This is a genomic window from Micromonospora pisi (genome assembly GCF_003633685.1).
Lineage (GTDB): Bacteria > Actinomycetota > Actinomycetes > Mycobacteriales > Micromonosporaceae > Micromonospora_G > Micromonospora_G pisi.
The window spans coordinates 5,541,189-5,567,101 of the sequence record NZ_RBKT01000001.1 but is presented as its reverse complement, the minus strand read 5'-3'; the positions used below and the strand labels follow the sequence as shown (position 1 = coordinate 5,567,101).

The window sequence follows — 25,913 nt, the reverse complement described above, 5'->3', positions numbered from 1 at the left end:
CTGTGAGGTCAAACACGGCGAGTCAGAGGACCGGTCGGTGGCCCGTCATCGTCGCCCGGTTGGTACGTTCCCGGGTCGCCGCTGTTCGTCGGGCGGCGGTGGCGGCGCACCGTGCAGAGCTGCGAGGAGTGACGATGAGTGCTGGAGTGGGCATGGGTACGTCCGGTGCGGGCGCGCACGGCGGGGACGTCTCCTGGCGGGAGGTCGAACAGCAGCGCTGGGAGGACCGTTGGGCGGAGTACGGCGCCGGCTACGGCATCGAGGTCGGCGAGTGGGGCCCTGACGCCGACGGCCGCGTCTCCTTCACGAACATGGTCAGGGTGGACGGGAGCGGCGAGTCCCACCCGAGCGTCCTGATCGACCTGCACCAGTCCGACGCCACCCCGGACGGGTACGGCTGGGGTCAGGTCATGCTCTCCCTGCAGGAGGCGCACCACCTGCACCAGCGACTGGGGCGGCTGATCTACCAGGCCACGTACGGCGGCGAGTTGGAGTAATCCGGCTCGCGCGGGTGCAACCGGGCGGTCAGAGCGGTCGCCGGGCGGTGCGGGCGAGTCCCGCTCAGCCCGGGACCAGTTCCCGGCACCGGCGCAGCACGGCCCGGGCGACCGGTGCGTCCCGCCCCTCGATGCCGGCGGCCAGCTCCCCCACCGCCGCCGTGGCCCGCGCCGGCTCACCCGCCGCCACGGCCGCCTCGGCCAGCACCAGGACCGCCTCGGCGGCCCATGCCCAGAGGCCCTTTCCCCGCACCAGCGACAGCGCGTCGGTCGCGTGCCGGACGGCCTCGTCCGGTCGCCCCGGGAGGGTCAACCGGGCCAGCACCGAGAGCGCCTGCACCAGCGGCCAGATCGCACCGACCCGGCGGGCGTCGGCGATCACCTCGCACAGCGCCCGCTCGGCCGGCTCCACCGCGCCGTCGGTGGCCGTACGCGCCAGCACGGTGGCCAGTTCGACGCGGGCGTCGAGCAGGGTGACCGGCATCCGCTCCGAGGTGGCGATCAACCGGGTGAGCCGCTCGGCCAGCCCGTCGAGCCGCCCGGCGGCCCGGTCCAACGACAGCTCGGTCGCCTCCACCAGGGCGGTCAGCCGCTCGTACCCGGTCTCGTCGACCAGTTCCCGGCCGCTCGCGAGGAGCGCGGCGGCCTGGTCCAGGTGTCCGGCGTGCATCGCGCCCTGCGCCCAGTTGAGGCAGGCCCGCGCGTGTTCCCGGGGCCGGTCGGCCAGCGCCGCGCCGGTGCGCAGCTCCGCGATGACCGCCCAGGCGGCCGGGTCGCCGAGTTCCAGCAGCAGTGAGGCGCGGGCGATCCGGACCGCGAGGTCGGCTGCTGGGTCGCCGCTGGCCGCCGCGGCGGCCTCCGCCTCCGAGCACTGGGCCAGGTGGTGGTCGACGTGCCGGCCGACGACCGTGTCCGGGGCCGCCAGCACCGCGAGGGCCGGCGCCCGGCGGCGGGGTGCCCGAAGGTACGGCACCGCGCGCTCGATCTCGGCGTACCCGCGCAGCGCCTCGCCCTGCTGACGGAGCATCCGCCCGAGCACCAGTCCCAGTTCGCCCCGGGCTCCGGGTGGCAGCCGCCGGTCGGCCAGGAGCCGCTCCAGCACCGGGATCGCCGCCGCCTGGCTGAGCCCGTCGATCGCCGACCGGCCGAGCTTGGCGGCGAGCCGGGCGCGTACGGGTCGGGGTAGCTCGGCCACGTCCATGGTCTGGAGCAGGAAACCGGCGGCGGTGGCGTCGTCGCCGCGCTCGGTGGCGAGGTCGGCGGCGGCCTCGGCGTTGCGGACGAAGTCGGCGCCGCTGCCGGCCAACCGGTAGTGGTGCGCCAGTTGGGCGACCGGCCGGGGCAGTTCCTGTTCCAGCACCCGTGCGATGCGCAGGTGCAGCCACTCCCGGGTCTCGCTGGGCACCAGGTCGTAGACGACCTGCCGGGCCAGGTGGTGCCGGAATCGTCTCCCGTCCCCGGCGTCGTGCAGCAGCCCGGCCTGGTGGGCGGTGGCCAGCGCGGCGTCGACCGCCGCCCGGCTCTGTCCGAGAACCGAGGCGAGGATGCGCTGGTCCGGTGCCAGCCCCAGGGCGGCGGCGGCACCGAGCACTTCCCGGGTGGCCTCGTCGAGTGGGCGCAGCCGCCAGAGCAGTACGTCCCGAAGCACGAACGGGACGCTGTCGTCGGCGAGTGGGTCACCGCCTCGCTCGGCGAGCGTACGGAGCACCTCCTCGACCACGAACGGGATGCCGGCTGTCCGGTCGAGCAGGGTGGTGGTCAACCGCTGTGGCGGGTCGTCGAGCCGCAGTGTCCTGGCGGCGAGCCGGCGTACGTCGTCGGCGTCGAGCGGGCCCAGCGGGACGCGGGTGACCGCCCCCGGCGGGGTACGCGCCAGTGTGTCGTGGATCGGCGTGCTGCCGCCGGGTGCCGGGGTACGGGCGGTGACCAGCACGGCCAGGTCGGGCACCGGGTGGTTGCTGAGGTAGCCGAGGAATTCGCAGGTCGCCGGGTCGGCCCAGTGCAGGTCCTCCAGCACCAGTACGGCGGGGGTCAGCGCGGTCAGCACCGCGGCGACGGCCCGGAGCAGTCGGTGCCGCTCGGCCGCCGGCTCGCCCAGCGGTGCGGGTGCGGCGGGGAGCACGTCGGTCAGTTCGGGGAGCAGCGGTGCGAGGGCGCCGGCCACCGGGTTGAGTGGGCCGAACTGGTCGGCGTTGGCGCGTACGGCGTCGAGCAGCACGCCGAGCGGGAAGGGTTCGGGTACGTCGTCGCATTCGCCGATCAGGCGGCGCCCGGGCAGCCCGGCGAGGAGTTCGGCGACCAGGCGGCTCTTGCCGATGCCGGCTTCACCCTCGAGCAGGACCAGGCATGGTGGGGTTTCGACGAGCCGGCGTAGCAGCGCCAGTTCCACCGACCGTCCGACGAATTCGACGGGCCCGCGCAGGCGTGCGGGGCGGATGGGGGATGAAGCCCCGCCGCCCCGCGCCTTGTCCTCGCCGCTGTCGGTCACCGTGGGGCGAGCACATCACCCCGTTGGACGGCGACGGCCGGCCGGCGGACCGGTGGTGACCTGAGTCACATCACCGGTCCGCCGGATCGACGGCACCGTCAGGACTGGACGGTGATCGGCACGGTCTTGAGTGGGCCGTTGCCGTTGCGGAACGTCACGAAGCCGACGTAACGCTGTCCCGGGGTGAGCCCCGACCAGCGCAGGGTCAGGTTCGCCGTCGCACCCGCCTGCACACTGCGCTGCTTCGGGTCGATGGTGAGCTTGCCGGTGGCGGTGCCCGGCGCGCCCGGCAGGTAGGTGGTGACGGTGTACGTGTTCGTCTCCTGCCCGGCGGGCAGGTTCTCGACGAAGTTCTGCTCGACGACGAGGATGTAGTCCCCGGCGCCTTCCGGCAGCGTCACCGTGGCGCCGGCGCGACCGCTGACGGTGGCGGTGACGAACTTGCCGGCGGTGTCATAGACGTCGACGCTGAACTCCACGCAGGGCATGACGCCCTCTTCGTCCTCCCAGTCGATGGCCGAGCAGGCGGGCAACTGCGACGTCACCCGTACGTGCGGGTTGATGGTGCCGGCCGGCACGTGCACGGTGCTCTTGTACATCGACGGGGGCAGCGGCACCGGCAGGTTGTTCGAGGAGCTCCAGTCCCAGGAGGGGCTGCTGCCGTCCAGGGTGACCGCGTTGCCGGTGCCCGCGGTCAGGCCGATGAGCTGCGAGATGAGCTGTCCCTGGTAGCCGACCTCGGCGGCGATCCGGGCGTCGCCGGAGGTGCCGGTGCCGGTGATCGTGTCGGGCGTGACCAGCCCCGAGTTGTGTACGACCAGCGGAATCCGCACGTTGTGCTGGTACTCGTCGCGCCAGGTCAGCGCACCGTCGACCCAGGTGTCGAACGCGCCACCGGTGTTGGTGATCTCGACCTTGAAGCTCTCGGTCTTACCGGGACGAATGTGAATCTTGGCCGGGGTGACCTTCACCGAGTAGCCCGGGGGCGCCTGCACCGAGGAGGTGTACGCGCTGACCTTGTCGCTGACGTTGGTGACGGTACGGATGACCGTCTGCTTGCCGACCATCCGGCCCATCGAGATCGAGGGGTAGTTCAGCTGCGCGGTGTCGATCGTGCCGATCGTGTCGCAGCCCTCCATCTCCACGTACTCGGTGCCGCGTGCGGCAACGCCGCAGAGGTAGCGCATCCAGTCCTTAGCACCGGAGTCGAAGACCAGACCCGGGTCGAAGGCACTGCCCGGCCGCACCTGGCCGGCGCCGTAGTTGAGCGGGGTGGCGTCGTAGGTGCCGATCTTGGTCGGGTTGCCCTTGTCGGTGGTGTCGACCGCGCTGGTCATCAGTGCGGAGCGGACCGTCGCCGGCGACCAGTCGGGGTGCTTGGCGAGCAGCAGGGCGGCGATGCCGGCGATGTGCGGCGCGGCCATCGACGTACCCGATTCCAGGGCGAAGTTGTTGCCGCCGCCGGCCGGCGAGAACGCGGCGGCGATGTCCTGTCCGGGGGCGCTGATGTCCGGCTTGAGCAGGTCACCGGCGTTCATGTTCGACGGGCCCGCCGAGGAGAACGCGGCGACCCCGGGACCTTCGACCGTCTCCAGGGTGGAGGCCGAGATGGCCGCCGTGGCGTTGCCGGCAGCGACGTACGCGCTGATCGTGGCGAGGTCGATCTCGTTGACGTGCACCGTCGGCACCGTCTGCACGTCCGCGTTGAGGGAGTTCAGCGTGTCGTTGTAGAGCACCATGCCGACACCGCCGGCACGGGCCACCTCGATGCTCTTGTCCGTACGCGGAATCTCGCCGCGCATGCAGAGCACGATGGCGCCCTTGACCTTGGCCGGGTCGAGCGAGTCGTCGGCGCAGAGTTCGGCGTTGTAGGTGTCCTCCGGGTTGGGCCCGCTGACCCGGGAGAAGACCAGCGGCGCCGACCCGACGCCGGTCTCACCCAGGCCGGCGCCGGTGATGACGGTGCCGTTGCCGAGGGTGAGCTTGCGGGTGTTCTGCCGGTCGGTGGTGCTGGCGGCGACCGTGGTGACCCACGGAGTCGAGTTGTCCACGGTGCCGGCCGTCGGGCCGGCGTTGCCGGCGGCGGCGGAGACGAAGACCCCGGCGGCCGCGGCGTTGAAGAACGTCGCGTCGATCGCGCCGAACCGCTCGCTGTCGTCACCGATCGAGTAGTTGATCACGTCGACGCCGTCCGCGACCGCGTCGTCGATGGCGTGCACGATGTCGATCTCGGAGCCACTGGCCGAGCCGGCGCCGTCGTCGTACAGGGCCTTGTAGATCGAGAGCCGGGCGGCCGGCGCCATGCCGGAGATCTTGCCGAGGTCCTGGCTGCCCGAGACCGCCGATACGTCGTGGTTGCCGGCGGCGGTGCTCGCCGTGTGGGTGCCGTGGCCGTTGCGGTCACGGGGCGAGGAGAACTCGTCGGGGAAGAGGTCGGCGATCCCGCTGTCGTTGTACCAGCGGGCACCGATCACCTTGTTGTTGCAGCTGACCGGCGCCTCGATGCCGACGTCGCAGGTGCCCTTCCACTTGGCGTCGATGATCGCCTGGTCGGGTCGCGGGGTCGGCAACGGCGCGAAGCTCGCGCTCTCCGGCCAGAAGCCGCTGTCGATGACGCCGACGATGGTGCCCTCGCCCGCGTGGGCGACGTCGCCGAACTGCTGCTGCCACGCCCCACCCTGGCCGGTCAGGCCGAGGTAGTCCGGGGTGTGCGAGGTGGTGGCGTGCACCTTCCGGTTCTCGTACACCGCCCGTACGCCTCGGGTGGCGCGCAGCCGGGCGACCTGCGGACCAGTGAGGTCCACGGCGAAACCGTTGAACGCGGTCTCCAGCGTGACCGTGGGCTTGCCGGCCGGAAGACCGACATCCTTCAGTACGGTGTCGCGCTCCTGGCGCAGGTGATCCCGGTACGCCTTGGCGCTGCCGGAGTTCCGGTTGAGCTTGCCACCCTCGGTCGGCTTGGTCGCCGCGATCCCGGCGACGCCGCCGGTGTACGTGGCCAGCGGTTCGCCGTCGAGTTGCACGAGGTAGCGGGCAGTCGGTCCGCTGCTGGCCGCCGGGGCTGCGGCGGCGCTCCCCGCCAGGCTCGTCAGGCCGGCCGCGACCAGTGTCGCGGTGGCCAGCATGCTGACCCCACGCCTGGTTCGTCCGGACCATTGCGCTTTCGGTTGTCGCACGTAGTTGTCCTCCGCGTTCGGGTGACGGCCGCCACAGACTGGTGACGGTGGCCCGAAACGTAGGAGCGTTATGGATCATGCAGAAGTACCTGTAACCCAACGTTCATCTTGGAAACAAGCTCGTAACGTCATGGGTACTTTGCATGTCATTTAGCGGGCCGTAGACCCGACTCTCGGGGCTGGACGGACAAGAACATGGACGCCTCCGGTACGAAGACCAGAGGCGCCCAGGTGTTGCCGCGCTGTCACGTGGACGGGTGAGTCACCCGAACCATCGGATCAGCCAAGGCCCTTGAGTGCGGCGGCGACGGCGTCGGTGAGCGGGGTGGTGGGGCGACCCAACAGGCGCGACAGGTCACCGCTGTCGGTGAACCCGTCACCCCGCGACGCACCGCCGCTCGCGTCCGCGAAGATGTCCGCGATCGCCTGCGGCAGACCGACGCTGGCCAGGAAAGCGGCGTACTCGGCCACTGAGAGGTTGTTGTAGACCACGGTCCGGCCGCTCTGCCGGGACAACTCCGTGGCGAGTTCGGCCATCGTGAAGCTCGGCTCGCCGCCCAGCTCGTACACCTTGTTCTCGTGCCCCTCGGTGACGAGCACCGCCGCCGCCGCGCCAGCGAAGTCGGCCCGGGTCGCGACCGAGAGCTGGGCGTCGCCGACGGCGTCGATCAGCGCGCCGTGCTCCAGGGCGGCCGGGAAGTTGGCCGAGTAGACCTCGAAGTAGAAGGCGTTGCGCAGGAAGACGAACGGCACACCCGACTCACGGATGACCACCTCGGTCGCCTTGTGCTCGTCCGCCAGCATGATCTCGGTGACGTCGGCGTTCAGAGTGCCGGTGTACGCCAGCAGCCGCACGCCTGCCGCCTTGGCCGCCTCGACGACGTTGCGGTGCTGGGCCACCCGCTGCCCGACCTCGCTGCCGGAGATGAGGAGCACCTTCTCCGCACCGGCGAGCGCGGCGGCCAGGCTCTCCGGCTCGTTGTAGTCGGCGCGCCGAACCTGTACGCCGCGCGCGGCGAGACCGGCCGCCTTCTCCGGGCTACGTACGGCCGCGACGATCTCTCCGGCGGGTACGCCCCGCGTGATCAGCTCGTCGACGACGAGTTGGCCGAGATGCCCGGTGGCCCCGGTAACGACGATCATGATTGCTCCTTGGTTGACGCGACGATGGCACTGCCCACCAGGAAGCATGTACTAACTTTTCGACAGTGCCAAGTGAATGGTGAGTGCCGTCACCATCCGCCGTGCCCCCGTGGCGGCTACCGTAGAAGCCATGACCACCCCCGCAGCAGTTGACGACGGGTACGATGGCGACGACGCGATGGTCGCCGACGTCTTCGCGCGCGACTGCTCGTCCCGACGCATCGTGGAGAACATGGCCGGCAAGTGGGGCATGCTCGCGCTGGCCGCCCTGCACGAAGGCGCCTACCGCTTCAACGCGTTGCGTCGCCGGGTCGACGGGGTCAGCGAGAAGATGCTTTCCCAGACCCTTCAGGGCCTGGAGCGCGACGGCCTGGTCCACCGGGACGTACAGGCCACCATCCCGCCGCACGTCGAATACAGCCTGACCCCGTTCGGCGAACGCGTGGCCGCCAAGATCGTGGATCTCATCGAACTGGTGCAGGACGAGGTCAACACCACCAGCGCCCGCTAGGTTCCCGGGGGCGTCAGCCGTCGATCGACCCGGAGAGCTGTAGCTGGCCGGTGCCGTCACCGCCACCGGCGCCCTGGGTGAACAGATTCCCGTCGACGGTGGCGACCGCCCTGACGTCTCCGGCGCCGTGCCGGATCACCAGCTCCCACGATCCCGACTCGATCTGGAAGGTCTTCTCCCACGGCAGCCTCGCGGTCGTCTCCTCCACTGTCTCGCCGTTAACCACGTACCTGACGTTCTCCAGGGTGGCTGTCCCGGTCGCCGAGAGGACCAGGATGTGGGTCTCCCGAGGGGCGTCCATCGTGGACGACGAGGGGGCCGGGGTGCGGGGTTCCGCAGAGGTGTCGCCACAGCCGGCGAGGGCGGTGATCAGCAGCATCGACACGGCGAATCGGGCGGCGGGTGGGGTCATCGATTGCCTCACCATCAGGACGGGATGATCCGGGTCGTCCGCGAGGGTATCGGGCCCAGGTGAACAATCGCCCCTACCGGCAGGTTCCGGACGGCCCGTCACCGCCCGGGCAGTCTCACCGGGTCAGGCGGCGGGCGCAGGCGCCGGGCGCCCGTCGAAGCCGAGGTACGTGGCGGCGGGGACCGGCGGACCACCCGGGACGTACGAGGGGCACACCGGTAACCGGCCGATGCGGATCTTCTGGCGCCTCGACCAGCCACTACCTGCCGATGTCTTCCACGCCGCCCGGGTAGCCGCCGCCTGACGCGCTCGCGCAGGAAACCGGTCCGGCACGCTGGGTGCGTGTCGGACCGGTGGGGTGCTGCCGGGATCGGTCAGGCGTTGGCGCTGCGCCGGGTCTTGAGTGCGGTGTCGACCATGTCCCAGATGAGGATGACGGCGGTGCTCACGACGGTGATGGCGGCGACCGTGTCGAGGTTGTCGCCCTTGCCGAGCCACTCGAACCGCTCCACGAAGGCCGGGCTGAGCAGCCGGTCGGTGAGGAGCAGCCAGAGCGCCGGCACCGCGAACGCCAGGTTCAGCAGGAGCTTGCCGCCGAAGAGCGGCCAGGTCCACTGCCCGACGCGGTACTTCACGATCTCGAAGACCATGCTGACAACCAGGACGGCGATGAGAGCCGGCAGCCAGGACGTCCAGAGCGCCGGGTCGATGATCGGGATGTTGGCGCCGTCCTCGGTCGTCACCCACGACTCGAAATGTTGCAGGACCAGATAGCCGATGAAGACCGTGATGGCGGCGACGGAGGCGATGGTGTCGGCGAGGGTTATCTGGCGGTTGACCGGGACGTCGGCGAGGTGGTCGACGTTCCAGTCGGGCAGTTTCACCGCCGGGCTGACACGTTCGAAGATGGCGAAGGTCAGGGTGGTCCAGAAGGCGATGTGGACCGCCACCTCGATCGCACTGCCGATCCCGCTGCCGATGGCGCCACCGATCGAGTTTCCGTCGGCCACGTTGACGACCGCGACCACGACGGCGACGATCGCCGGGATGAAGGAGAGCCCGAGGCGCAGCAGCCGTCGCCAGATCAGGTAGTAGGTGGGGCCGATGAGCTGCAACCGGTGGTTGGCGTAACGGGCGGCGAGCCGCTCGGGGTTGCCGAGTTCGGTGAGCACCTCGCGCTCGGCGGCGACGGGGTCCTGTCCGTTCCCGGTCCGGTCCTCGATCATGTCTTCGATCGAGCCGCGGAGTTCGGTGGCGATCTCGTCGCGGCGTTGGGCCGGCACCGATTGCAGGGTCGCGGCGAGGTAGCGGTCGGTGAGGGTGTTCATCGGTCGACTCCTTCGATCAGCCCGGTCATGGAGGTCTGGATGGCCGCGAGGTCGCCGAGGAGTCGTCCCAGGATGGACTCACCCTCGTCGCTGGTGCGGTAGAACTTGCGCGGCCGGCTTTCGTCGGTGTTCCACTCGCTGGTCAGCAGGCCCTGCTCTTCGAGCCGTCGGAGCAGCGGATACAGGGTGTTGGCGTCCACTGGAAATCCGTGCTCCGTGAGTCGCTGGAGCAGCGCGTATCCGTAGTCGGGTCGGCGTAGCGCGACGAGGCTCGCCGCGACCACGGTGCCCCGCCTCAGCTCCTGGAGGTGCGTTCGCAGGATGTCGTCGTTCGCCATGCGTCACACCATACTGTGTGCCACACACTATTGTCGAGCGAAACATCATTGGGTCAGGAAGGCGACTCACCGTCGATGCGCCAGCACCCCGTCCGCAGGCGCCCCGCCACCCGGTGTCCGCCGCTGTTCCGGCAGGTCAAGACGGGTACGGACCGGAGAGAGAAAAACCGGCAGGAACGCCGCCGCCATGAAGGCGGCCCCCACCCAGAGCGTCGTACGGGCATCCGTCAGCTCGCCGACCAGGCCCGCCGCCGCCGCCCCGAGCGCGAGTGCGCCGGTGAGCAGGAAGCGGAAGGTGGCGTTCATCCGCCCGAGCAGGTCGTCCGGTGTCATCCGCTGCCGCAGGCTCACCCCGAGCACGTTGTCCACACCGGTCTTGAACAGCGCCAACACCCAGCCCGCCCCGGCCAACCACAACCAGGGGCCACGATCGATCAACGGTACGAGCAGCCCGGCCGGCGCCAGGCAGAGTCCGACCAGACCCAGCGTGCGACCGATACCGAGGCGGGCCCCGAGCGGGCGGGCACACCGGGCACCCAGCAGGAGCCCTACCCCGCCCACCGCCCAGAACAGGCCGAGCACGCCGGCGGGGAGCCCCAACTCGCGGACGAACAGCACCGGCAGCATGGTGTTGACCACCTGCGAGCCGAAGTTGCCCAGTGCCGCGGTGAGACCGAGGGCCCGCAGTTCCCGGTTGCCGAAAACGTGCCGCAGGCCGGCCCCGATCTGGGCGCCGAGCCGGGTGCGCCGCTCCGGAACCGGCGCGGGCGGCGTACGTCGCAACGCGGTGAGCCGGTACGCGGCAGCCAGGTACGCGACCGCCGTACCTGCCACGGCCAGCGGTGCGGTGAGCAACTGCACCAGCCCTCCGCCCGCTCCCCGGCCAGCCACGTTGCCGGCGGCGATCAGGCTCACCATGGCCGCGTTCGCCTGGACCAGGCCGCCACGGCCGACGAGTTGCGGCAGCACGGTCTGCGAGGCGACGTCGAAGAAGACGGTGGCGCAGCCGCCCAGCAGGACCACCAGATAGAGCTGCCCGAGCGTGAGCGCGTCCAGCGACCAGGCCAGCGGGATGGAGGCGTACAGGGCCGCGCGGGCCAGGTCGGCGACGATCAGCAACCGGCGCTGACGCATCCGGTCCACCCACGCCCCGGCGGGGAGTCCGATCAGGAGGAAGGCGACGGTGCTGAGGGTGGCGAGTGCACCGACCTGTCTGGGACTCGCGTCGAGTGTGGTTATCGTGATCAGCGGTATGGCGACGTACCCGGTGTTGGTGCCGAGCTGGCTGACGGCGCTTGCGGCGAAGAGCACGCGGAAGTCGGGGAACCGCCAGGGTGAGTCGGGCTGCATGATCCGTCCGTTCGGGGAGCACTGGGAGTGGAGGCCGGAGCCGGGCGGGACGCGGACCCGTTCCGCCCGGTACGGGTCAGGCCGACGCCGAGCAGCACCACCGCCATGCCGGCGATGATTCGGAGGCTGAGCTGCTCGTCGAGGACGATCGCGCCCAGCGCCACCGAGACCACCGGCAGCAGGTAGCCGACGGTGGCAGCGGTGACCGGACCTTCGTCGGCGATGAGCCGGGCGTTCAGGTGGAACGTGATGCCCGTACCGAGGGTGCCGAGGACGATCACCGCGACGATCGCGGTGAGGGTCGGCGTGGACGGGCCGGTCCCGCCGGCGGGCAGGGCGAGCGCGGTCAGGCCGGTCGCGGCGAGGAGCTGGGCGGCGGAGAGCGCGAGCGGGCCGCCCGGTCCACCGGTGAGGTGGCGGGCCATGTAGGCGAAGGCGACCGCGTAGCTGGCCGCCGCGGCGAGCAGCAGCAGGGCGCCCCAACTGGTCAGGCCGGCCTGGTGCCAGGGCGCGAAGATGACCAGGGTGCCCGCGAAGCCGAGCACCAGACCGGTGAGCCGCAGCGGGTGCACGTCGCGGTCGCTGCCGAGCGCGAAACCGATCAGCAGCGACCAGAGCGGTGTGGTGGCGTTGAGCACGCCCGCGACTCCGGAGTCGACGGTCTGCTCACCGACGCTGAAGAGGAAGAACGGCAGGGCGTTGCAGAAGAGGGCGGCCACGACGAGGTGGGCCCAGGTGCGGCGCCCGCGCGGCAGGCGCTGACGGGCGGCGTACGCCAGGACGAGCAGCACGGCCGCGCCGAGAGCGCACCGGGTGACGGTGATCTGGAGCGGGGTCAGGCCGCCGTCGAGGGCGAGCTTGATCCAGAGGAAGCCGGATCCCCAGAGCAGGGCGAGCACGGCCATGCGTACGAGGGTTCTGGCTGATCCGGTCGGCACGTGCGCCTCCTGACGGGTGGGCTGGCAACCACCGTGTCCCGGAAGCACTTGTAAGACAAGCGAAAAGATCTGCACGCGGTGTTAAGCTCAGCTACATGCTTGACGTACGACGAATGCAGTTGCTGCACGCAGTCGTCACCAGCGGCTCGGTCACCGCGGCGGCCCGCGACCTCGGCTACACCCCCTCCGCCGTCAGCCAACAGATAACGGTGCTGGAAAAGGAGGCCGGCATAGCGCTACTCGAACGGACCGGCCGGGGCGTACGCGCCACCGACGCCGGACGCCTGCTCAACGACTACGCCGCCGCGATCGGCGAGCAGGTCGCCGAGGCGGAAACCGCGCTCGCCGACCTGCGGGCCGGGCGAACCGGGCGGCTCGCGGTCCGCTACTTCGCCACCGCCGGGGCGAGCCTGGTGGCGCCCGCCGTCGCGCTGTTCCGCCACGCTCACCCGGGCGTACGGGTCGACCTGCGGCTCGGTGAACCCGAGGAGTCGCTGCCGGAGTTGAAGCAGGGCCGGGCTGACCTGGCGATCGTGGTCCAGCCGCCCGGCCTCACCCGCGCCGGCGGCATCCGGTTCACGCACCTGCTCGACGACAACTACCTGGCCGTGCTCCCCAGGGGACACCGCCTCGCCGGCAAACGCGTACTGGACCTGAGCGACCTCGCCGAGGAGACGTGGGTCGGCAGCGAATGGCCCGGCCCGTGCCTGGACGCTGTCCTCGACGCCTGCGACTCGGCCGGCTTCCGCCCGGATTTCGCGGTGCAGAGCGAGGACTACGCCACCGCACAGGGCTTTGTCGCCGCGGGGCTCGGCGTCAGCCTGGTCCCGGAGTTGGGAGTCGGCGCCCGCCACCCCGCCGTCGTCGTACGCAAGGTCCGCAACCCCGTGCCCACCCGGGTCATCTACGCCGCCGTACGCGAATCCTCCCCCGCCCACCCCGCCCTACCCACCCTCCTCAACGCCCTCCACACCATCGCCACCCCCCTGCCCTCCCCACCCCCCGTGCGGGGTTGACAGGGGTGGGGAGTGGTGCGAGTGTGGGGCGGCTCGCGCGTTGGGCGCGGCGACCTTTTCAAAGGAACGAAGTCCATGGTTACGGCGACCCACACGGCCGCCGAGGTGTGCTCCCAAGCCTGATCGGCTCTCTGCTGCCCGATCTGTGCCGAGCACCTCATTTTGTTCTGCGGCGGCCCACGTTTGCTCCACCACGCAGCTCGCAGACGTCTTTCGCTATGACAATGAGGCTTACCCAACCATGGATTCTCTGGTCCAGAAATCTGTCGTCGCTCTACTCTCCAACCGTCCCGAAACCGTCGATGCCGGCCCGTTCGTCATCGGCTGGGATCCGACCAGCGACAGCCGGTTCATCAGCTACGCGACCCCGCGACCCGACGCCGTCATCACGCCCGACGACGTGACCGCGCTGGTCGCGGCCTTCCGGAACATCAACCGGGTGCCCCGGCTGGAGTACGTCACCAGCTGCGCCCCAGACCTCGAAAAGCACCTGCTCGACGCCGGCTTCACCATCGAGGCCCGGCACCAGTACCTGGTCTGCTCGCCGGACACGCTCACCGTGCCGGTCACCCCGGCCGGGTTCGGGATCATCGAGCCGACCAGCGACGAGGAACGTGCCGGCGGCCTGGCCGCACAGAATGAGGCGTTCGGCGGCGAGCTGACCGCCACCCCGGCGGACGTCGCCCGGGTGCGGCGTACCCAGGAGCGGGGCGGGGTGGTGCTGGTCGCCCGCGCCGACGACGGCACGTACGTGGGCGGTGGTCAGGCGTCGCCGCCGGGCGCCGGGCTCAGCGAGGTCGCCGGCATCGGCGTACGTGAGACGTTCCGTCGACGGGGTGTCGCCGGGGCGCTCACCGCCGCGATCACCGAACTCGCCTTCACCAGGGGCATCGAAGCGGCCTGGCTGGAGGCGGGCGGCGAGGACTCGTGGCGGGTGTACGAGCGGATCGGTTACGTACCCATGGGGGAGCGCCTCTACATCGCGCTCGACTGATCCCCCGCTCCACCCGACGCGAACCGGGCGCCGGCCGTACATCAGTCACGGCCGGCGCCTGATTCACCAGATCGCCTTCGACGATCTCGTTGGCTCGCGCCTTCAACGACGCCTTGTCGCCCGGTACGACCTTCGGCAGGGCGTCGATCGCGTGCAGCATGGCGACGAGGGTGGCGGTCTGCTCGTTCGGGTCTGCGGGACCCGCCCCTCGATCAACAGTCACCGTAGCCAACGGACGCATCCGCCCCGCTCGGTCAGGCGTTCGTGATCGCGTTGGCGTGGATGGCCTCGCTGAGGTAGGCCGTCATGCCCGGTTTGATGTTCTCGTAGAACGCGGTGAACCTCGGGTCGGCCACGTACATGTCGGCCAGCCCGGTGTGGATCTCGTACGAGCACTCGTAGAACCAGCGGGTGATGAGCTGCCGGTGCTCCTCCGCCAACGCCATCGCCTGCGGACCGTCCGCCGGGGCGCCGGAGTCCATCAGCGCGACGAACCGCTCACCCCACTCGGCGTTCTCCGCCTTGTTCCGCAGCCAGTCCTCCCTGCTGTACCGACCGGTTCGCCGGGCCGACTCCCGGTACGCGTCGGTGCCGCCCCAGCGTTCCTCGGCCTCGGCCGCGTAGTCGTCCGGGTTGAAGTCGCCGAAGACCTCGAACCGCTCCTCCGGCGTCAGTTGGATGCCCACACTCTTCGCCTCCATCGCGAACTCGATCGCGGCGACCATTTCCCGGAGCCGGCTGATCCGCCCGGTCAGCAGTTCGTGCTGCCGGCGCAGGTGCTCGGTCGGGTTCGACGACGGGTCGTCGATGATCGCGGCGACCTCTTCCAGTGGGAACCCCAGCTCCCGGTAGAACAGGATCTGCTGCAACCGGTCCAGGTCGCTGTCGTCGTACCGGCGGTAGCCGGCACTCGTACGACCGCTCGGCGAGAGCAGGCCGATCTCGTCGTAGTGGTGCAACGTCCGTACGGTCACGCCGGCCAGCCGCGCCACCTGTCCCACCGGGTATTCCATGGGTTCCCTCCCTTCCGGGAACCAGGCTCCCGCCTGCCGCTACGTGAGGGTCAACCCGAATCGTTCCGCCGTTGCGCAGCGAAGTAAGGAAGGGCCCCTTGTTAACGCATAGCGTTAACAAGGGGCCCTTCCTTACACCTCGGGTGGGGGGCCGCCGTGGGTCCAGGGGGTTTCCTCGCGGGTGGGGAAGGCGCCCGGCGGTACGTAGCCGTCGGTGAGGGTGGTGTAGCAGAGCCGCTCCCCCACCTCCGGCACGGTTCCCGGCGGTGCGGTCAGGCCCCGTCCCATGCCACCGGAGAGTTCCAGCACCACCTCGGTCTTCGAGCCGTCACCGGTCGGGGTGACGAAGACGACCCTGGCCTTCTGGCTCGGCCGGGTCGGCGAACTGAGGCTGGTGCCCGGCTGGAAGAGCACCGGGTCGGTGGTGACCAGCATGATCCGGGGACGCAGCACCGGCCGCTTGCCGCTGTCGTCGACCCGCGCCGGGTCGGCCAACGTCACCTCGCCGACAAACGCCTCCCCGGTCAGCCGGTGGTCGGCCATCACCAGCGGGTCGTCGTACGCGCGCTGGACCGCGTACGCGCTGAGTGCCCGCTCCAGCCGGTGCAGCCGCTGTGCGGCGGCGACCGCCCCGTCACGCCGGGGCTGCGGCTGACCGCCTTCGTCCCGGTAGGTGGCGTAGTCGGTGAAGGCGTCCCGGTCGGCTTCCCACCGGCCGACGACCCGTGCCCCGGGCGGCAGCCGGCGCAGCAGCGACAGCCCCCGCCACATCAGTCGCCAGGTCGGTTCGAGCTGCCCGCGCAGCGCCGTCGACATGGTCGCGTACGCCCGCCGCCGGGCCGGTTCGTCGCCCGCCGCCACCGCCGCCTGGTAGGCCGCTATCGCCGGAGTGAGCACCTCGTTGTCGAACTCCGGGTCGGTGGTCGGACCGGCCGGCGGCCATTTCGACGGGTCCTCCGCTTCCTCGGCGGCGACCGCGCCGGTGGTGCCGGCGGGCGGGTCGATCCAGCCGAGCAACGCGGCCAGGTTCAGGTCCTCGACCCCGCTCTGTCCGGTCGCCCAGTGCAGCCCGAGCGCGTCGGTCATCGCCACCAGCAGTGCGGAACCGGGGTGTTCGGCACGCTCGGCGAACCAGGTCAGCCAGCAACCGACGAGCGGGACCGAGGCGTCCACCGGGTAGTCCCCGTCGGTACGCCGGAACCGGTTGTTGCGCCCCAGCAACCGCAGGAAGGTGATGCCGGCCGAGTTCGGCACCAGCACCTGCGGCGCCTCGGCGTACCGGTAGCGCACGTCCCGGCCCCGGTCGATCGGCACCGACTCGGAGACGCCCCGGTGTGCGCCGAGGTACGGCAGCAGCACGGTGCCGAGCGTGGTGACGAAGTTGAGTCGCTGGTCCCGGTCGCGGGGCTGCGGCACGATCACCAGCCGGGGTCGGTCCGGTTCCGTACCGACCAGCATGGCGAGCGGGGCGTTCGCCTCCCCGGCCATGGTGAGCGGCACCAGGACCAGTGGCCGTTCGGTGAGGTGCAGGTGCCGTACGGTCGCGATCGGCTGGGCCACCCCGGCGGCGAGTGCCTGGGCGCGGGCGAGGGCGGTGAGCGTACTCATGACAGCGCCTCGGCCCGCAGCCGTGCGGCGGCCTGGAGCAACGCGGCGGCTTCGGCCTGCCCTTCGGCGGGGGCGAGTTCGCCGTTGGCGAGCGCGAGCACGGTCGGCACCTGCTCGACTCCGCCGAGTTCCTCCCGGACCGAGCGGCCCAACGCACCGGTGTGGCCGCGTGCCTCGTGCCGGCAGTAGAACGCCAGCTCGCAACTGGCCAGGCATTCCGGTGCGTAGCGGGCCTCGACCACGTCGAGCGCGGTGGTGAGGGCGGCCGGTGACCGGGTCGGCCGGCCGTCCCGGTCGGGGGCCAGGTCGAAGGTCAGATCCGGCGGCAGCGCGGCCACCAGCTCTTCGACCCGGGCCATCCGGGTGAGCTGCCGGCGCAGGGTCGACAGCTGTTTGCGTACGTCGACCAGCGCGGCCACCGGTTCGTTGGTGAAGTCGCGCGGGCAGACGAGCAGTACGTCGTGCGAGACGATCTCCGGGTCGTGCCCGGCGTCGGTCAGCAGTTGCCGCATCGCGAGCACGTAGACGGCGGCCTGGATCGCGGCGGCGGAGACCTTGCTCGGGTCGGCCTGCCCGTCGATCACCGGAAACGACTTGATCTCCACGACGTGGAACCGGCCGTCGACCCGGAACGCGATCAGGTCCGGTTCGAGGTAGACCGGCTGGCCGGCGACCCGCAACCGGAGCAGCGGATGGTCGAAGATCACCGCATCGCCGGACGCCGGCTCGCGGGCCGCCGCGCTGAGTAGTCGCTGGGACCGCTCGTACCGTTGCTCGTTGCTCTCGTCGGGACCGGTGTCCGTGGTGGCGGCGGGTTCCGGGGTGGACGCGGGCTGGTCGTCGTCGAGGTCGGTGAAGGCCGCGTACGGGATCGGCCGGCCGAGCCGCTCGCGCAGCAACCGGAGCAGTTCCACCCCGCCGTCCGCCTTGACCTGCGCCTCGAACGCGTTGCCCCGGGTGATCGCGAACCGGGACTGGCCGAACCGGGCCGGGAAGCCGATGTGCTCGGCCAGCCGGGGCTTGTCGACCCCGGCCGCGTCCAGCACCGCCCGCCGGTGACAGCCCGGGTTGCCGGTCAGCGCGGCGATCGTCCGGGCGTTGTGACGGCGCGGGGCGACGGCGCCGCGCAGCCGCTGCAACCAGCGGTCGACGCCGGTCACCCGCTCGGTCCCGGCGAACTCGGTGGAATCCGGCATCGCAGCAGCGTACAAGTTCACCACCCGAGCGCCGCCGAACAGTCGCGGTCGACACGTTCACACGTCGCACACGACATCGGCACAACGTCGTACGCGAGGTGGCGGGCGGCGCGTGCGGTGGTGCAGGATCGCCGGGTGAAGACGTCGTACCGAGGTGATCGACGGTTGTCGGCCCGCCGGCTCGGGTTACTGGTCACGGCCGCCAGCACGGCGCTGATCGGCTCCGCGTGCAGCGGTCCGGTGCCGGGCCAGCCGATCGTGCTGCCGGAGAGCCCGGTGCCGGTCACGACCAGGCCGGGCAACGTCGCCGAAGGGGGTGGCGGGCGGCCCGCCGGCCCGCTGGTGAGCGGTTCCGCACCGGTGGTCACTGCTGTCCCGGGGGCGGTCGGCTCCTGCCCGGCGTCCGGGGTGCTGGTGAGCACGACCGAGACGGACGCCGCGATGGGGTTGCGGGCGATGTCGATCGTGCTCTTCAACTGCGGCACCGAACTCCTCGAACTCAACGGCTACCCGGTCGTACGGGTGCTCGACGCGGAGCGCAAACCGATCGCCGTGACGGTCGAGAACGGGTCCCGGACGAACGAGGACCCCGGTCCGAAGCCGCTCTCGGTCTATCCGGGTGGCACCGCGCACGCCTCCGTACGCTGGCGCAACACGGTCACCGACGGGGACCTGGCGGAGGGCGAGTTCCTGGAGGTGGCGTCGGCTGCGGGGCAGCCCAGCCAGACCGTGTCGAAGCGTCTGGACCTGGGCACCACCGGCCGGCTCGAGGTGCACGCCTGGAGCGTTTCGTAACCGCCCGGCCCGGCTTCCGCTCAGCGCCAGAAGTTGTCGTGGCGGAGGAAGAACTCGGCTCGTTCCTCCTCGCTGGCGTCGGCCATCGCCGGCAGCTCCTCGAAGTACGCCTCCCGGGGTGCGCCGGGCGAGAAGTGCAGCAGCATCGAGGCCGGGGCACCGGACTCGTTGCGGAATCCGTGCAGTCCGCCCTCGGGTACGTGCACCCAGTCGCCGGGCGCGGTGTCGATCCAGCGCTTGCCGTCGTAGATGCGTACCGATCCGGTGAGGATGAAGAACGACTCGGAGATCGATCGGTGGAAGTGCGGTGCCGGTCCGCTCGGCTCTGGACCCATCTCCCACCGGTAGAGCCCGAACAGGCCGTTGGTCGACGCGCCGGTGGCGAGGTAGTGCACGCTGTTGCCGTTGGAATAGGTGAAATCGGGCGCCTGGCCGGCGGGGCGGTAGCGGGCGCTGACCTCTCCGTCGGCCCCCCGGTACACCGGCTCCGGATAGGTCATCACTGCTCTCCCCTCGTCGGGCGGGTATCCGCCGGGCCGACCGTAACAACGGGGTCGGACAGATCTCGGTAGCGGCGGATTTCCAGCGACCGCTCAGGCGTTCGTGGTGATCTTGCCAATCAGGTTCCGGTCGAGCAGGGCCCGGTTCGGGGTGGCGAGCCGGGCCGCGTCCGGGTCGAGGAAGTCGATCAGGGCGATCAACTCGTGCTGCATCCGTACCAGGCGGGCGTTGCCGTCCCAGTCGGCGGCGGCGATCACGTCCACGTCGGAGCGGAGCCGGGTGAACCAGGACGCGAACCGGGGGTCGGTGTCGAGCGACTCGCAGAACTCGGCGTACCCCCGCGACTCGTAACGGATGCTGCCACCGTCCTCCAGGCGTACCAGCATCAGCTCGCCGATCGCCCGCTGCTGACCTCGGAAGAGTCGCAGCTGCGCCGGCAGGTCGAGCGCGGCGATGATCTGGGTCATCCGGTCGAGGAAGCCGAAGAATCGCTTGTTCCGCTCGACGTCACCCAGGTCCAGGAACTGCTGTTCCCGCCGGATGATCTCCACCCAGCAGAGGTACTCGGCCAGCACGTAGACCGTGTAGTCGCGGGTGTAACGCTCGTCGTCCGGATCACCGCAGTGCAGGTAGGTGGAGAGAAAACCCGGCCGTACGCAGTTGAAGAGTCGGCCCTGAAGGGCGTGCACGGACCAGAGGAGCGGCTCCCGGTAACGGCTGAGCAACTGCTCGGCCAGCTCGGCCTTGGACTGCTGGTGTCGCTGTTCCTCCAACTGATATTGGAGCACCGTCACTCGGCGCGCCGAGATCGTGGTGAATAGGACACTGAGGAGCGATACGACCGCCGACCCGATCGCGATGAATACCTCTGGCTGCACAGCGGACAGCCTGCCCGACCGGGGCGGTCGTGTCGACCCGGTGGAGCGGTGTGGTGAAGCGGCCGTGAGCTTTCCCACCACCCGGCACGGGTCGGCGCGCTCCGATCCGATACACATCGAAGCCGGTCTAGTCTGTGCGATTCACGGCCGGCCCGTCCGATCACTCGGCGCCCCCGAATTAACGTCTCTGAGCTGTGCAGATGTCTCGGCTACCGGTTCGGCGGGGTGGCCGGTGAGCGGGCTGCCGGGGGCGGCCGCGGCGCCTCGACGACTCGGTTGTGATCTTCTGCCGAAAGATGGGACTCGACACGATCCGGAAAACGGGTAATCCTGGCCCGATGTCGCTTTGGTTGCACGAGCTGTCGGAGGCGGAGCACCGCATCCTCAACCCGTTCACCCACGAGAAGCTGATGCTGCTCGGGGCGGCCAGCCGGGTGGGCCCACAGAGTCGGGTCCTCGACCTCGCCTGCGGCAAGGGCGAGCTGCTCTGCCGCTGGGCCCAGGGGTACGGCATCCGTGGGCACGGGGTGGACATCAGCGAGGTGTTCCTGACCGCCGCGAGCAAACGCGCCGCCGAACTGGGCGTGAGTGACCGGGTCAGCTTCCAGTACGGTGACGCCGCCGAGTACCGGGCCGAGGCGAGCGGCTACGACGTCGTCTCCTGTCTCGGCGCGACCTGGATCGGCGGTGGACTCGCCGGCACCATCGAGCTGATGCGTCGGGCCGTACGTCCGAACGGGCTGCTGCTGGTCGGCGAGCCGTACTGGATCGACCCGCCACCTCCCGGGGCGTACGGGGCGTACGGCTTCGGGGTGGACGACTTCACCTCGCTGAGCGGCACCCTGGACCGCTTCGAGGCGGCCGGCACCGATCTGGTCGAGGTGGTGCACGCCGACGCGGACAGCTGGGACCGGTACGTGGCCCAGCAGTGGTGGACGCTGACCGAGTGGCTGCGCGCCTACCCGCACGATCCCCGCGCCCAGCAGGTACGCGACTTCCGGGACCTGTCCCGCCGCTGGCACCTGGAGTACGGTCGCCGCTACTTCGGCTGGGCGGTCTTCGTGCTCCGGCCGACCCTCGCTGCGGGGCGGTAGCCGCCGGTACGCGGCAGGGTCGGGCGCGCCATCGCACCGCGCATCGACCCACCACTTTCTCCACAGTGGTCGGTCACTCTGCGTGTTGGCGTACGTGGGACAACAGACAAACCGGGAACGCGCATCGGACATGCCGGGCCTCTTCTTTACCGCTCGGGCTGACCGTGATCCACCGCGGTAGGCGGATAGTGGACTCGACGAGTGCAAGTTGCGTCGCGTCGCGCGCGGCCGACGGTGGCGCATGGCCGAACCCGCTCCTCAGAGACCTGCTGCACGTCGGCACCACGTCGCAGCACGGGCGATGGCCGGCATCGGGCGACCGGTGCCGGCCACCGCAGCCGGTCAGTCGCGACAGGGCCCGTCAGCCGCCCCGACCGGGAACGCCGCCCTCGCGGACACTCAACCGAGCATGAGATACCGGGTGACGATGCCGGCCGCCGCGGTCACCGCCTCCCGTACGGTGGCGGCGGCGTCGATGATGCCGGCATCCCGGGCCACCACGTAACGCCCGCCCACCACGTCGAAGGTGACGCCCGGGCCCCGGTACGCCAGATCCTCCGGCACTCCGGTGGGATCGCGGCCGGCGCTGCGCAGCAACTCCTCGAAGGGCGCCGGGAGCGCGTCGACCACCAGCGCGTAACCGAGCGCCTCGTCGTCGCCACGCTGCCGGGGCACCGGAGCGGTGGAGCGACCGGCGAGCCGGCGGTGTACGCCGAGCAGTGCCGCGCCGCCGCCCGCTACCACCCCCCACTCCGCCGCCGTCTTCGCGTTGCGGACCGCGTGGTCGATCTGGCGGCGGCGCACCTGACGCTGCTCCACGGTCACCTCGCCGACCTTGATCACGGCGACCCCACCGACCACCCGGGACATCCGCTCCGCCGACACCGGTCCGGTGGCGTCGCCCGGCCCCGGCTCGTTCCGCGGCGGCCGGTAGCGGCGGACGATCGGTTCCGCGGTGTCGGGCCCGGCGAGCACGACCGCCTCGCTGCGGGTCGTGACCACCCGCCGGGCCCGGCCCAGCACGTCCGGCGTCGCATCCGCGAGGCGCGGCCCGGAGCCACCCCCGACCACGGTCGCGCCGGTCAGCGCGGCGAGATCGGCCAGCGCCTCGGTACGCTGCCCGGCCGGCCAGGGCAGGGCCACCGCGACCGGGCTGAGCAGCCGCCGGGCCTTCTTCTCCAGGACCAGCACGCCGAGCGCCGTGTCCCGGATCTCGTGGGCGAAGACCGCCAGCGGCCGGCCCTCCCGTTGCACCGCCGTCAACAGTGGCAGCAGTTCCTCCGCCCCGGAGATCCGGTCGTCGACCAGGAGGAGGTACGGCTCGTCGAGCACCGCCTCCCCCTCCTCCTGGTCGGTCACGAAGGCCGGTGACACGTGTCCCGCCCGCAGGCTCATCCCCTCGGTCAACTCGAGTTCGAGGCCGAACAGGTTGCTCGCCTCGACCCGGATCACCCCGTCCCGGCCGACCCGGTCGACCGCCTCCGCGACCAGGTCGCCGACGAGTTCGTCGCCGGCGGCGATGGTGGCGAGCGCACGCAGCTCCGCCCTGGTGCGTACGGGCACCGCGAGACCGGCCAGTTCGATCGCCACGTCCGCCACGGCGGCGGAGATCCCGCGTCGCAGCGCCACCGGATTGGCACCGGCCCGCAGCGCGTCGGAGGCGGAGTCCAGCATGGACTGGGCCAGCACGACGCCGGTGGTGGCGCCGTCGCCGACCCGGTGCCGGATCCCTTCCACGAGTTCGCGCAGGTAACCGCTGCCGAGCCTGTCCCGGGTGTCCCCGCCGGCCAGCAACCGGACGATGCCGCTGGCGTCCGCCACCTCGTGCAGCCCACCGCGCTCGTCCTCGACCAGCATCCGCCGGCCGAACGGCCCGTAGGTGCGCCGGACCAGTTCCGCACCGACCCGGAAGCCCCGCGCCACGATCGCCTGGTGCTGGTTGTACGAGGTGACCGCCGGTGGGCCACCGACCTTCGACGGACCGGTGACGGCGGTCGGGGCCGGCACGGCGGCGACCGGTGGCACGGTGGCGAGGTAGATGTGCGGCTCGGCGTTGTAGGCGCTGTACTTCGGCTGCTGCTCGGGCCGGCGACGTACCACCCCGTCGTGCACGTAGCGGAAGAGTTCGTCGACACCGACCAGGCCGTCGCCGTCGAGATCGGCGTCGCCGGTGACCAGCCCCTCGATCAGTACGTCCGTGAAGATCGAACCACGGGGTGCCGACGCGACCAGTTCGTCGGACTCGAACGCGTACTCGTAGCTGTCACACGCGCTGAGTACGACATACCCCCGGCCGACCTGGCAGTCGAGCGCGCCCTGCGGTGCGCTCTTGAATCCCTCGGCGAACGCGCCCGCGAAGCAGCAGTCGAGGATCAGCACCTTGGCCGAGGCCCGGCACGCCTCGAACTGCTCGTTGACGAAGGAGCGGGAGATGGCGGTGCTCGCCGGGCGGGTCCGGACGGTGTCGCTGGCGGCGAAGTAGAGCCGGTGGTAGGGATCGACGATCCCGTGGCAGGAGAAGTAGAGCAGGACCAGGTCGCTGTCGCTGCGGTCGGTGAGCAGGTCCTCGATCGCGGCGCGCACCTCACGTTCCGGGGCGTCGCTCAGCGTACGGACGGTGAAGTCGCCGATCGCCGGGTCGGCGAGTACGGCGGCGAGCCGCGTGACGTCCTGCTGCGGCGCACGCAGCCGGTCGAGGGAGGGGTCGGCGTACTCGCCGGTCGCGACCAGCAGGGCGTACCGGCCAGCCGATGGCCTAGTCGACACCGGAGCCGACACCCCGTCGGGCGTGGGCGGTCCTGGGTCCGGCGATCGTCTCCGGGGCGCCGGCCGCTTCCGTCGCGACGGTCGGCTCCGGTACGGCGATCCGGTCGGGGACGGTGACCGTCCCGGCCGGCTGGTCGGGGAGGGCGGGCGCCTCGGCCGGCTGCTCAGGGTCGGGTCCGGCGAGCCAGCGGGCGACCGCCCGCTCGGTACGTTCCGACGGGTCGACGATGGTCAGCGTCCGGGCCCCGTCGCGCAGCACGATCCGACGGGCGGCGCCACGCCGGACGAAGGCGATCACGATCTGGGTGAGTGCGGCGAGAGTGCTGGCGGAGAAGGCGCCGGTGATGGCGAGTTCGGCGAGCGAGATGGTCTCGCCGCCCTTGTGGACGTGCTGCTCCTCAGCCGGGGTCGGGTCGGCCTTCGGGTCCGGGGCGCCTGGCGCCTGAGTCGGGGTGGTTTCGGCCCGTGTGACCGTTATGCCTGTCCCGCTGAGCAGCTCACGGAGGAGTGCGGTCGCGGCCTCGGCGTCGGCTCGTCCGCTTTTTGCTATCGGGCCGCTGACCTGCAGGAACAGCTTCCGGTCCGACGATATGCTCGACATACTGTAATTATCTCGTAACTATGCGTGATCCGATAGAGGTCACAGACTTGCCGTTCCGTCAAGATCGAGCTAGCCGTGGCGGCCCCCGTCAGGCCCATCTAGGCTGGAAAACGTGCCGAAAGCCATCTGGAACGACCAGGTCATCGCCGAAAGTACGGACACAGTCGTCGTCGAGGGCAACCACTACTTCCCACGCGCCGCGTTGCGGGACGATCTGCTGCGCGAATCCGACACTCACACCATCTGCCCCTGGAAGGGACAGGCCTCCTACTACTCCCTGTCGTACGACGGCAAGGAAAGTCAGGACGCCGTCTGGTACTACCCCGAACCACTCCCCGCCGCCGAGCAGATCCGCGACCGGGTCGCCTTCTGGAAGGACGTCCAGGTCGTCGACTGATCCGGTCCGGGGCGCCACCCGTACCAGAAATAGCTGGTCGGACGGGCGGGCCGGATGGTCGCGGAGCCGTCGACTGGGTCACTATCGCTAGATGGCAACCTCGGACGAGCAACACCGGGCGCCGGGCGGGACCGTCTACGGTTCGTCCGGCGGCGCCGCGCCCGGCTCGTCCGGCGGCGCCGTGTACGGCGGCGGCCCGCCACCACCCCGACCCGGCCGCGACCGGCTGATGACGGGCGCGTACGCGATCGGCGCCGCCGGGCTCCTCACCGGCCTGCTCTTCGCCACCGGCGCCCTGCGTGGCGACGGCGGGACCGACGTCGACCGGGCCGCGCAACTGCCCGCCCCGGTCGCCTCGGTTGACGCCACGACGGCCAGCCCGGGCGGTGGCGCCGCCGGCAGCACCGATCCGGCGCCGCCACCGAGCCCCACGCCGGTGGAGGTCCCGGCCCGCATGTTCCACTCCGTCGCATCGTCGTTCTGCCTCGCGATGACCGCCGGAAACGACCCGAGCGGGGCCGAGGTACGGCAGGTGGTCTGCACCGACGAACCGAACCAGCGGTGGCGACCCACGCCCGTCGTCGGCGACCAGGTCACCCTGGTGAACGTCGCCACCGGTGGGTGCCTGGAGGTGACCGGCGCCAGCCGCGACGACGGCGCCCGGGTCGGCCCGGCGGTCTGCGACGGCAGCGTGGAACAACGCTGGCGGCTCGCCGCCGCCGACGGCGGGCAGATCTCGCTGGTCAACCTCAACAGCGGCCGGTGCCTGGACGTACCGACCCAGACGCTCGATGTCCCCGAGACCGGCCTCCAGCAGTGGGGCTGCCAGGGCGGCAGCAACCAGCGGTGGACGGACCAACCCGGCTGACCCGG

24 protein-coding genes are annotated in these 25,913 nt (G+C 70.9%); 9 read left to right on the top strand and 15 right to left on the bottom strand.

Annotated features, from left to right (window positions below; genetic code table 11):
• Positions 1-134: 134 nt before the first annotated feature.
• Positions 135-497, top strand: coding sequence for a hypothetical protein (locus BDK92_RS23825; protein ID WP_147457097.1), 363 nt, complete (start codon positions 135-137; stop codon positions 495-497).
• 64 nt (positions 498-561) lie between these two features.
• Here the strand turns inward: BDK92_RS23825 and BDK92_RS23820 are convergent, their stop codons facing one another.
• The 3 genes from BDK92_RS23820 to BDK92_RS23810 all read right to left on the bottom strand — a co-directional run bounded on the left by BDK92_RS23820 (position 562) and on the right by BDK92_RS23810 (position 7,304).
• Positions 562-2,985, bottom strand: coding sequence for an ATP-binding protein (locus BDK92_RS23820; RefSeq protein WP_121158698.1), 2,424 nt, complete (start codon positions 2,983-2,985; stop codon positions 562-564).
• A 98-nt stretch (positions 2,986-3,083) separates the two neighbouring features.
• The gene (locus BDK92_RS40870) at positions 3,084-6,161 is read right to left on the bottom strand and encodes a S8 family serine peptidase (RefSeq protein ID WP_281278640.1); all 3,078 of its coding nucleotides are present in this window, start codon (positions 6,159-6,161) and stop codon (positions 3,084-3,086) included.
• A 279-nt stretch (positions 6,162-6,440) separates the two neighbouring features.
• Positions 6,441-7,304 (bottom strand): SDR family oxidoreductase, encoded by an 864-nt coding sequence (locus BDK92_RS23810; RefSeq protein ID WP_121158696.1) that lies wholly within the window; start codon positions 7,302-7,304, stop codon positions 6,441-6,443.
• A gap of 130 nt (positions 7,305-7,434) precedes the next feature.
• On the opposite strand from BDK92_RS23810, the gene BDK92_RS23805 reads away from it, so the two are divergent.
• Positions 7,435-7,815 carry a winged helix-turn-helix transcriptional regulator gene (locus BDK92_RS23805; protein ID WP_121158695.1) on the top strand — a complete coding sequence of 127 codons (381 nt, stop codon included), beginning with the start codon at positions 7,435-7,437 and terminating at the stop codon, positions 7,813-7,815.
• A gap of 13 nt (positions 7,816-7,828) precedes the next feature.
• On the opposite strand, the gene BDK92_RS23800 is transcribed toward BDK92_RS23805, so the two are convergent.
• On the bottom strand, positions 7,829-8,227 hold the full coding sequence (locus tag BDK92_RS23800; protein ID WP_147457096.1) for a hypothetical protein: 399 nt from the start codon (positions 8,225-8,227) through the stop codon (positions 7,829-7,831).
• Between the two features lie 169 nt (positions 8,228-8,396).
• Between BDK92_RS23800 and BDK92_RS40865 the strand changes: the two genes are divergently transcribed.
• Positions 8,397-8,531 carry a hypothetical protein gene (locus tag BDK92_RS40865; protein ID WP_281278639.1) on the top strand — a complete coding sequence of 45 codons (135 nt, stop codon included), beginning with the start codon at positions 8,397-8,399 and terminating at the stop codon, positions 8,529-8,531.
• Between the two features lie 70 nt (positions 8,532-8,601).
• On the opposite strand, the gene BDK92_RS23795 is transcribed toward BDK92_RS40865, so the two are convergent.
• The 4 genes from BDK92_RS23795 to BDK92_RS23780 all read right to left on the bottom strand — a co-directional run bounded on the left by BDK92_RS23795 (position 8,602) and on the right by BDK92_RS23780 (position 12,181).
• Complete coding sequence (locus BDK92_RS23795) at positions 8,602-9,555, bottom strand: permease prefix domain 1-containing protein (protein ID WP_121158693.1); 954 nt, start codon at positions 9,553-9,555, stop codon at positions 8,602-8,604.
• Positions 9,552-9,893 (bottom strand): PadR family transcriptional regulator, encoded by a 342-nt coding sequence (locus tag BDK92_RS23790; protein WP_121158692.1) that lies wholly within the window; start codon positions 9,891-9,893, stop codon positions 9,552-9,554. Before BDK92_RS23790 ends, BDK92_RS23795 begins: the two co-directional genes overlap by 4 nt.
• 66 nt (positions 9,894-9,959) lie before the next feature.
• Positions 9,960-11,243, bottom strand: a complete 1,284-nt coding sequence (locus BDK92_RS23785) for an MFS transporter (RefSeq protein ID WP_121158691.1) — start codon at positions 11,241-11,243, stop codon at positions 9,960-9,962.
• Positions 11,138-12,181: a DMT family transporter gene (locus BDK92_RS23780; protein WP_246017213.1), complete on the bottom strand. Its 1,044-nt coding sequence runs from the start codon at positions 12,179-12,181 to the stop codon at positions 11,138-11,140. Before BDK92_RS23780 ends, BDK92_RS23785 begins: the two co-directional genes overlap by 106 nt.
• 95 nt (positions 12,182-12,276) lie before the next feature.
• Between BDK92_RS23780 and BDK92_RS23775 the strand changes: the two genes are divergently transcribed.
• Together BDK92_RS23775 and BDK92_RS23770 are read left to right on the top strand one after the other, a co-directional pair.
• A complete protein-coding gene (locus BDK92_RS23775) occupies positions 12,277-13,197 on the top strand; it encodes a LysR family transcriptional regulator (protein WP_121158689.1) in 921 nt (306 codons plus the stop codon).
• Positions 13,198-13,438: 241 nt separating this feature from the next.
• Positions 13,439-14,191 (top strand): GNAT family N-acetyltransferase, encoded by a 753-nt coding sequence (locus BDK92_RS23770; protein WP_121158688.1) that lies wholly within the window; start codon positions 13,439-13,441, stop codon positions 14,189-14,191.
• Positions 14,192-14,445: 254 nt separating this feature from the next.
• Here BDK92_RS23770 and BDK92_RS23765 read toward each other — a convergent pair whose 3' ends face one another.
• The 3 genes from BDK92_RS23765 to BDK92_RS23755 all read right to left on the bottom strand — a co-directional run bounded on the left by BDK92_RS23765 (position 14,446) and on the right by BDK92_RS23755 (position 18,008).
• A complete protein-coding gene (locus BDK92_RS23765; RefSeq protein ID WP_121158687.1) occupies positions 14,446-15,204 on the bottom strand; it encodes a MerR family transcriptional regulator in 759 nt (252 codons plus the stop codon).
• 132 nt (positions 15,205-15,336) lie between these two features.
• Positions 15,337-16,812: a hypothetical protein gene (locus BDK92_RS23760; RefSeq protein ID WP_121158686.1), complete on the bottom strand. Its 1,476-nt coding sequence runs from the start codon at positions 16,810-16,812 to the stop codon at positions 15,337-15,339.
• The gene (locus BDK92_RS23755) at positions 16,809-18,008 is read right to left on the bottom strand and encodes a hypothetical protein (RefSeq protein WP_121162527.1); all 1,200 of its coding nucleotides are present in this window, start codon (positions 18,006-18,008) and stop codon (positions 16,809-16,811) included. The genes BDK92_RS23760 and BDK92_RS23755 overlap by 4 nt, the downstream gene beginning before the upstream one ends.
• Positions 18,009-18,143: 135 nt before the next feature.
• Between BDK92_RS23755 and BDK92_RS23750 the strand changes: the two genes are divergently transcribed.
• Entirely contained in the window at positions 18,144-18,803 is a 660-nt protein-coding gene (locus tag BDK92_RS23750) for a DUF4232 domain-containing protein (RefSeq protein WP_170208666.1), read from the top strand.
• A 20-nt stretch (positions 18,804-18,823) separates the two neighbouring features.
• Here the strand turns inward: BDK92_RS23750 and BDK92_RS23745 are convergent, their stop codons facing one another.
• Together BDK92_RS23745 and BDK92_RS39745 are read right to left on the bottom strand one after the other, a co-directional pair.
• On the bottom strand, positions 18,824-19,303 hold the full coding sequence (locus BDK92_RS23745; protein WP_121158685.1) for a cupin domain-containing protein: 480 nt from the start codon (positions 19,301-19,303) through the stop codon (positions 18,824-18,826).
• Between the two features lie 93 nt (positions 19,304-19,396).
• Positions 19,397-20,098, bottom strand: coding sequence for a hypothetical protein (locus BDK92_RS39745; protein ID WP_211349353.1), 702 nt, complete (start codon positions 20,096-20,098; stop codon positions 19,397-19,399).
• Positions 20,099-20,520: 422 nt separating this feature from the next.
• Here BDK92_RS39745 and BDK92_RS23735 point away from each other — a divergent pair, with 422 nt between their 5' ends.
• Complete coding sequence (locus tag BDK92_RS23735; RefSeq protein ID WP_121158684.1) at positions 20,521-21,276, top strand: SAM-dependent methyltransferase; 756 nt, start codon at positions 20,521-20,523, stop codon at positions 21,274-21,276.
• 399 nt (positions 21,277-21,675) lie between these two features.
• On the opposite strand, the gene BDK92_RS23730 is transcribed toward BDK92_RS23735, so the two are convergent.
• Together BDK92_RS23730 and BDK92_RS23725 are read right to left on the bottom strand one after the other, a co-directional pair.
• Positions 21,676-24,042, bottom strand: a complete 2,367-nt coding sequence (locus tag BDK92_RS23730; protein WP_147457095.1) for a caspase, EACC1-associated type — start codon at positions 24,040-24,042, stop codon at positions 21,676-21,678.
• The gene (locus BDK92_RS23725) at positions 24,032-24,643 is read right to left on the bottom strand and encodes a hypothetical protein (RefSeq protein WP_121158682.1); all 612 of its coding nucleotides are present in this window, start codon (positions 24,641-24,643) and stop codon (positions 24,032-24,034) included. The genes BDK92_RS23730 and BDK92_RS23725 overlap by 11 nt, the downstream gene beginning before the upstream one ends.
• 112 nt (positions 24,644-24,755) lie before the next feature.
• Here BDK92_RS23725 and BDK92_RS23720 point away from each other — a divergent pair, with 112 nt between their 5' ends.
• Positions 24,756-25,040: a DUF427 domain-containing protein gene (locus tag BDK92_RS23720; RefSeq protein WP_121158681.1), complete on the top strand. Its 285-nt coding sequence runs from the start codon at positions 24,756-24,758 to the stop codon at positions 25,038-25,040.
• Positions 25,041-25,131: 91 nt separating this feature from the next.
• Positions 25,132-25,908: an RICIN domain-containing protein gene (locus BDK92_RS23715; protein WP_121158680.1), complete on the top strand. Its 777-nt coding sequence runs from the start codon at positions 25,132-25,134 to the stop codon at positions 25,906-25,908.
• Positions 25,909-25,913 lie beyond the last annotated feature (5 nt).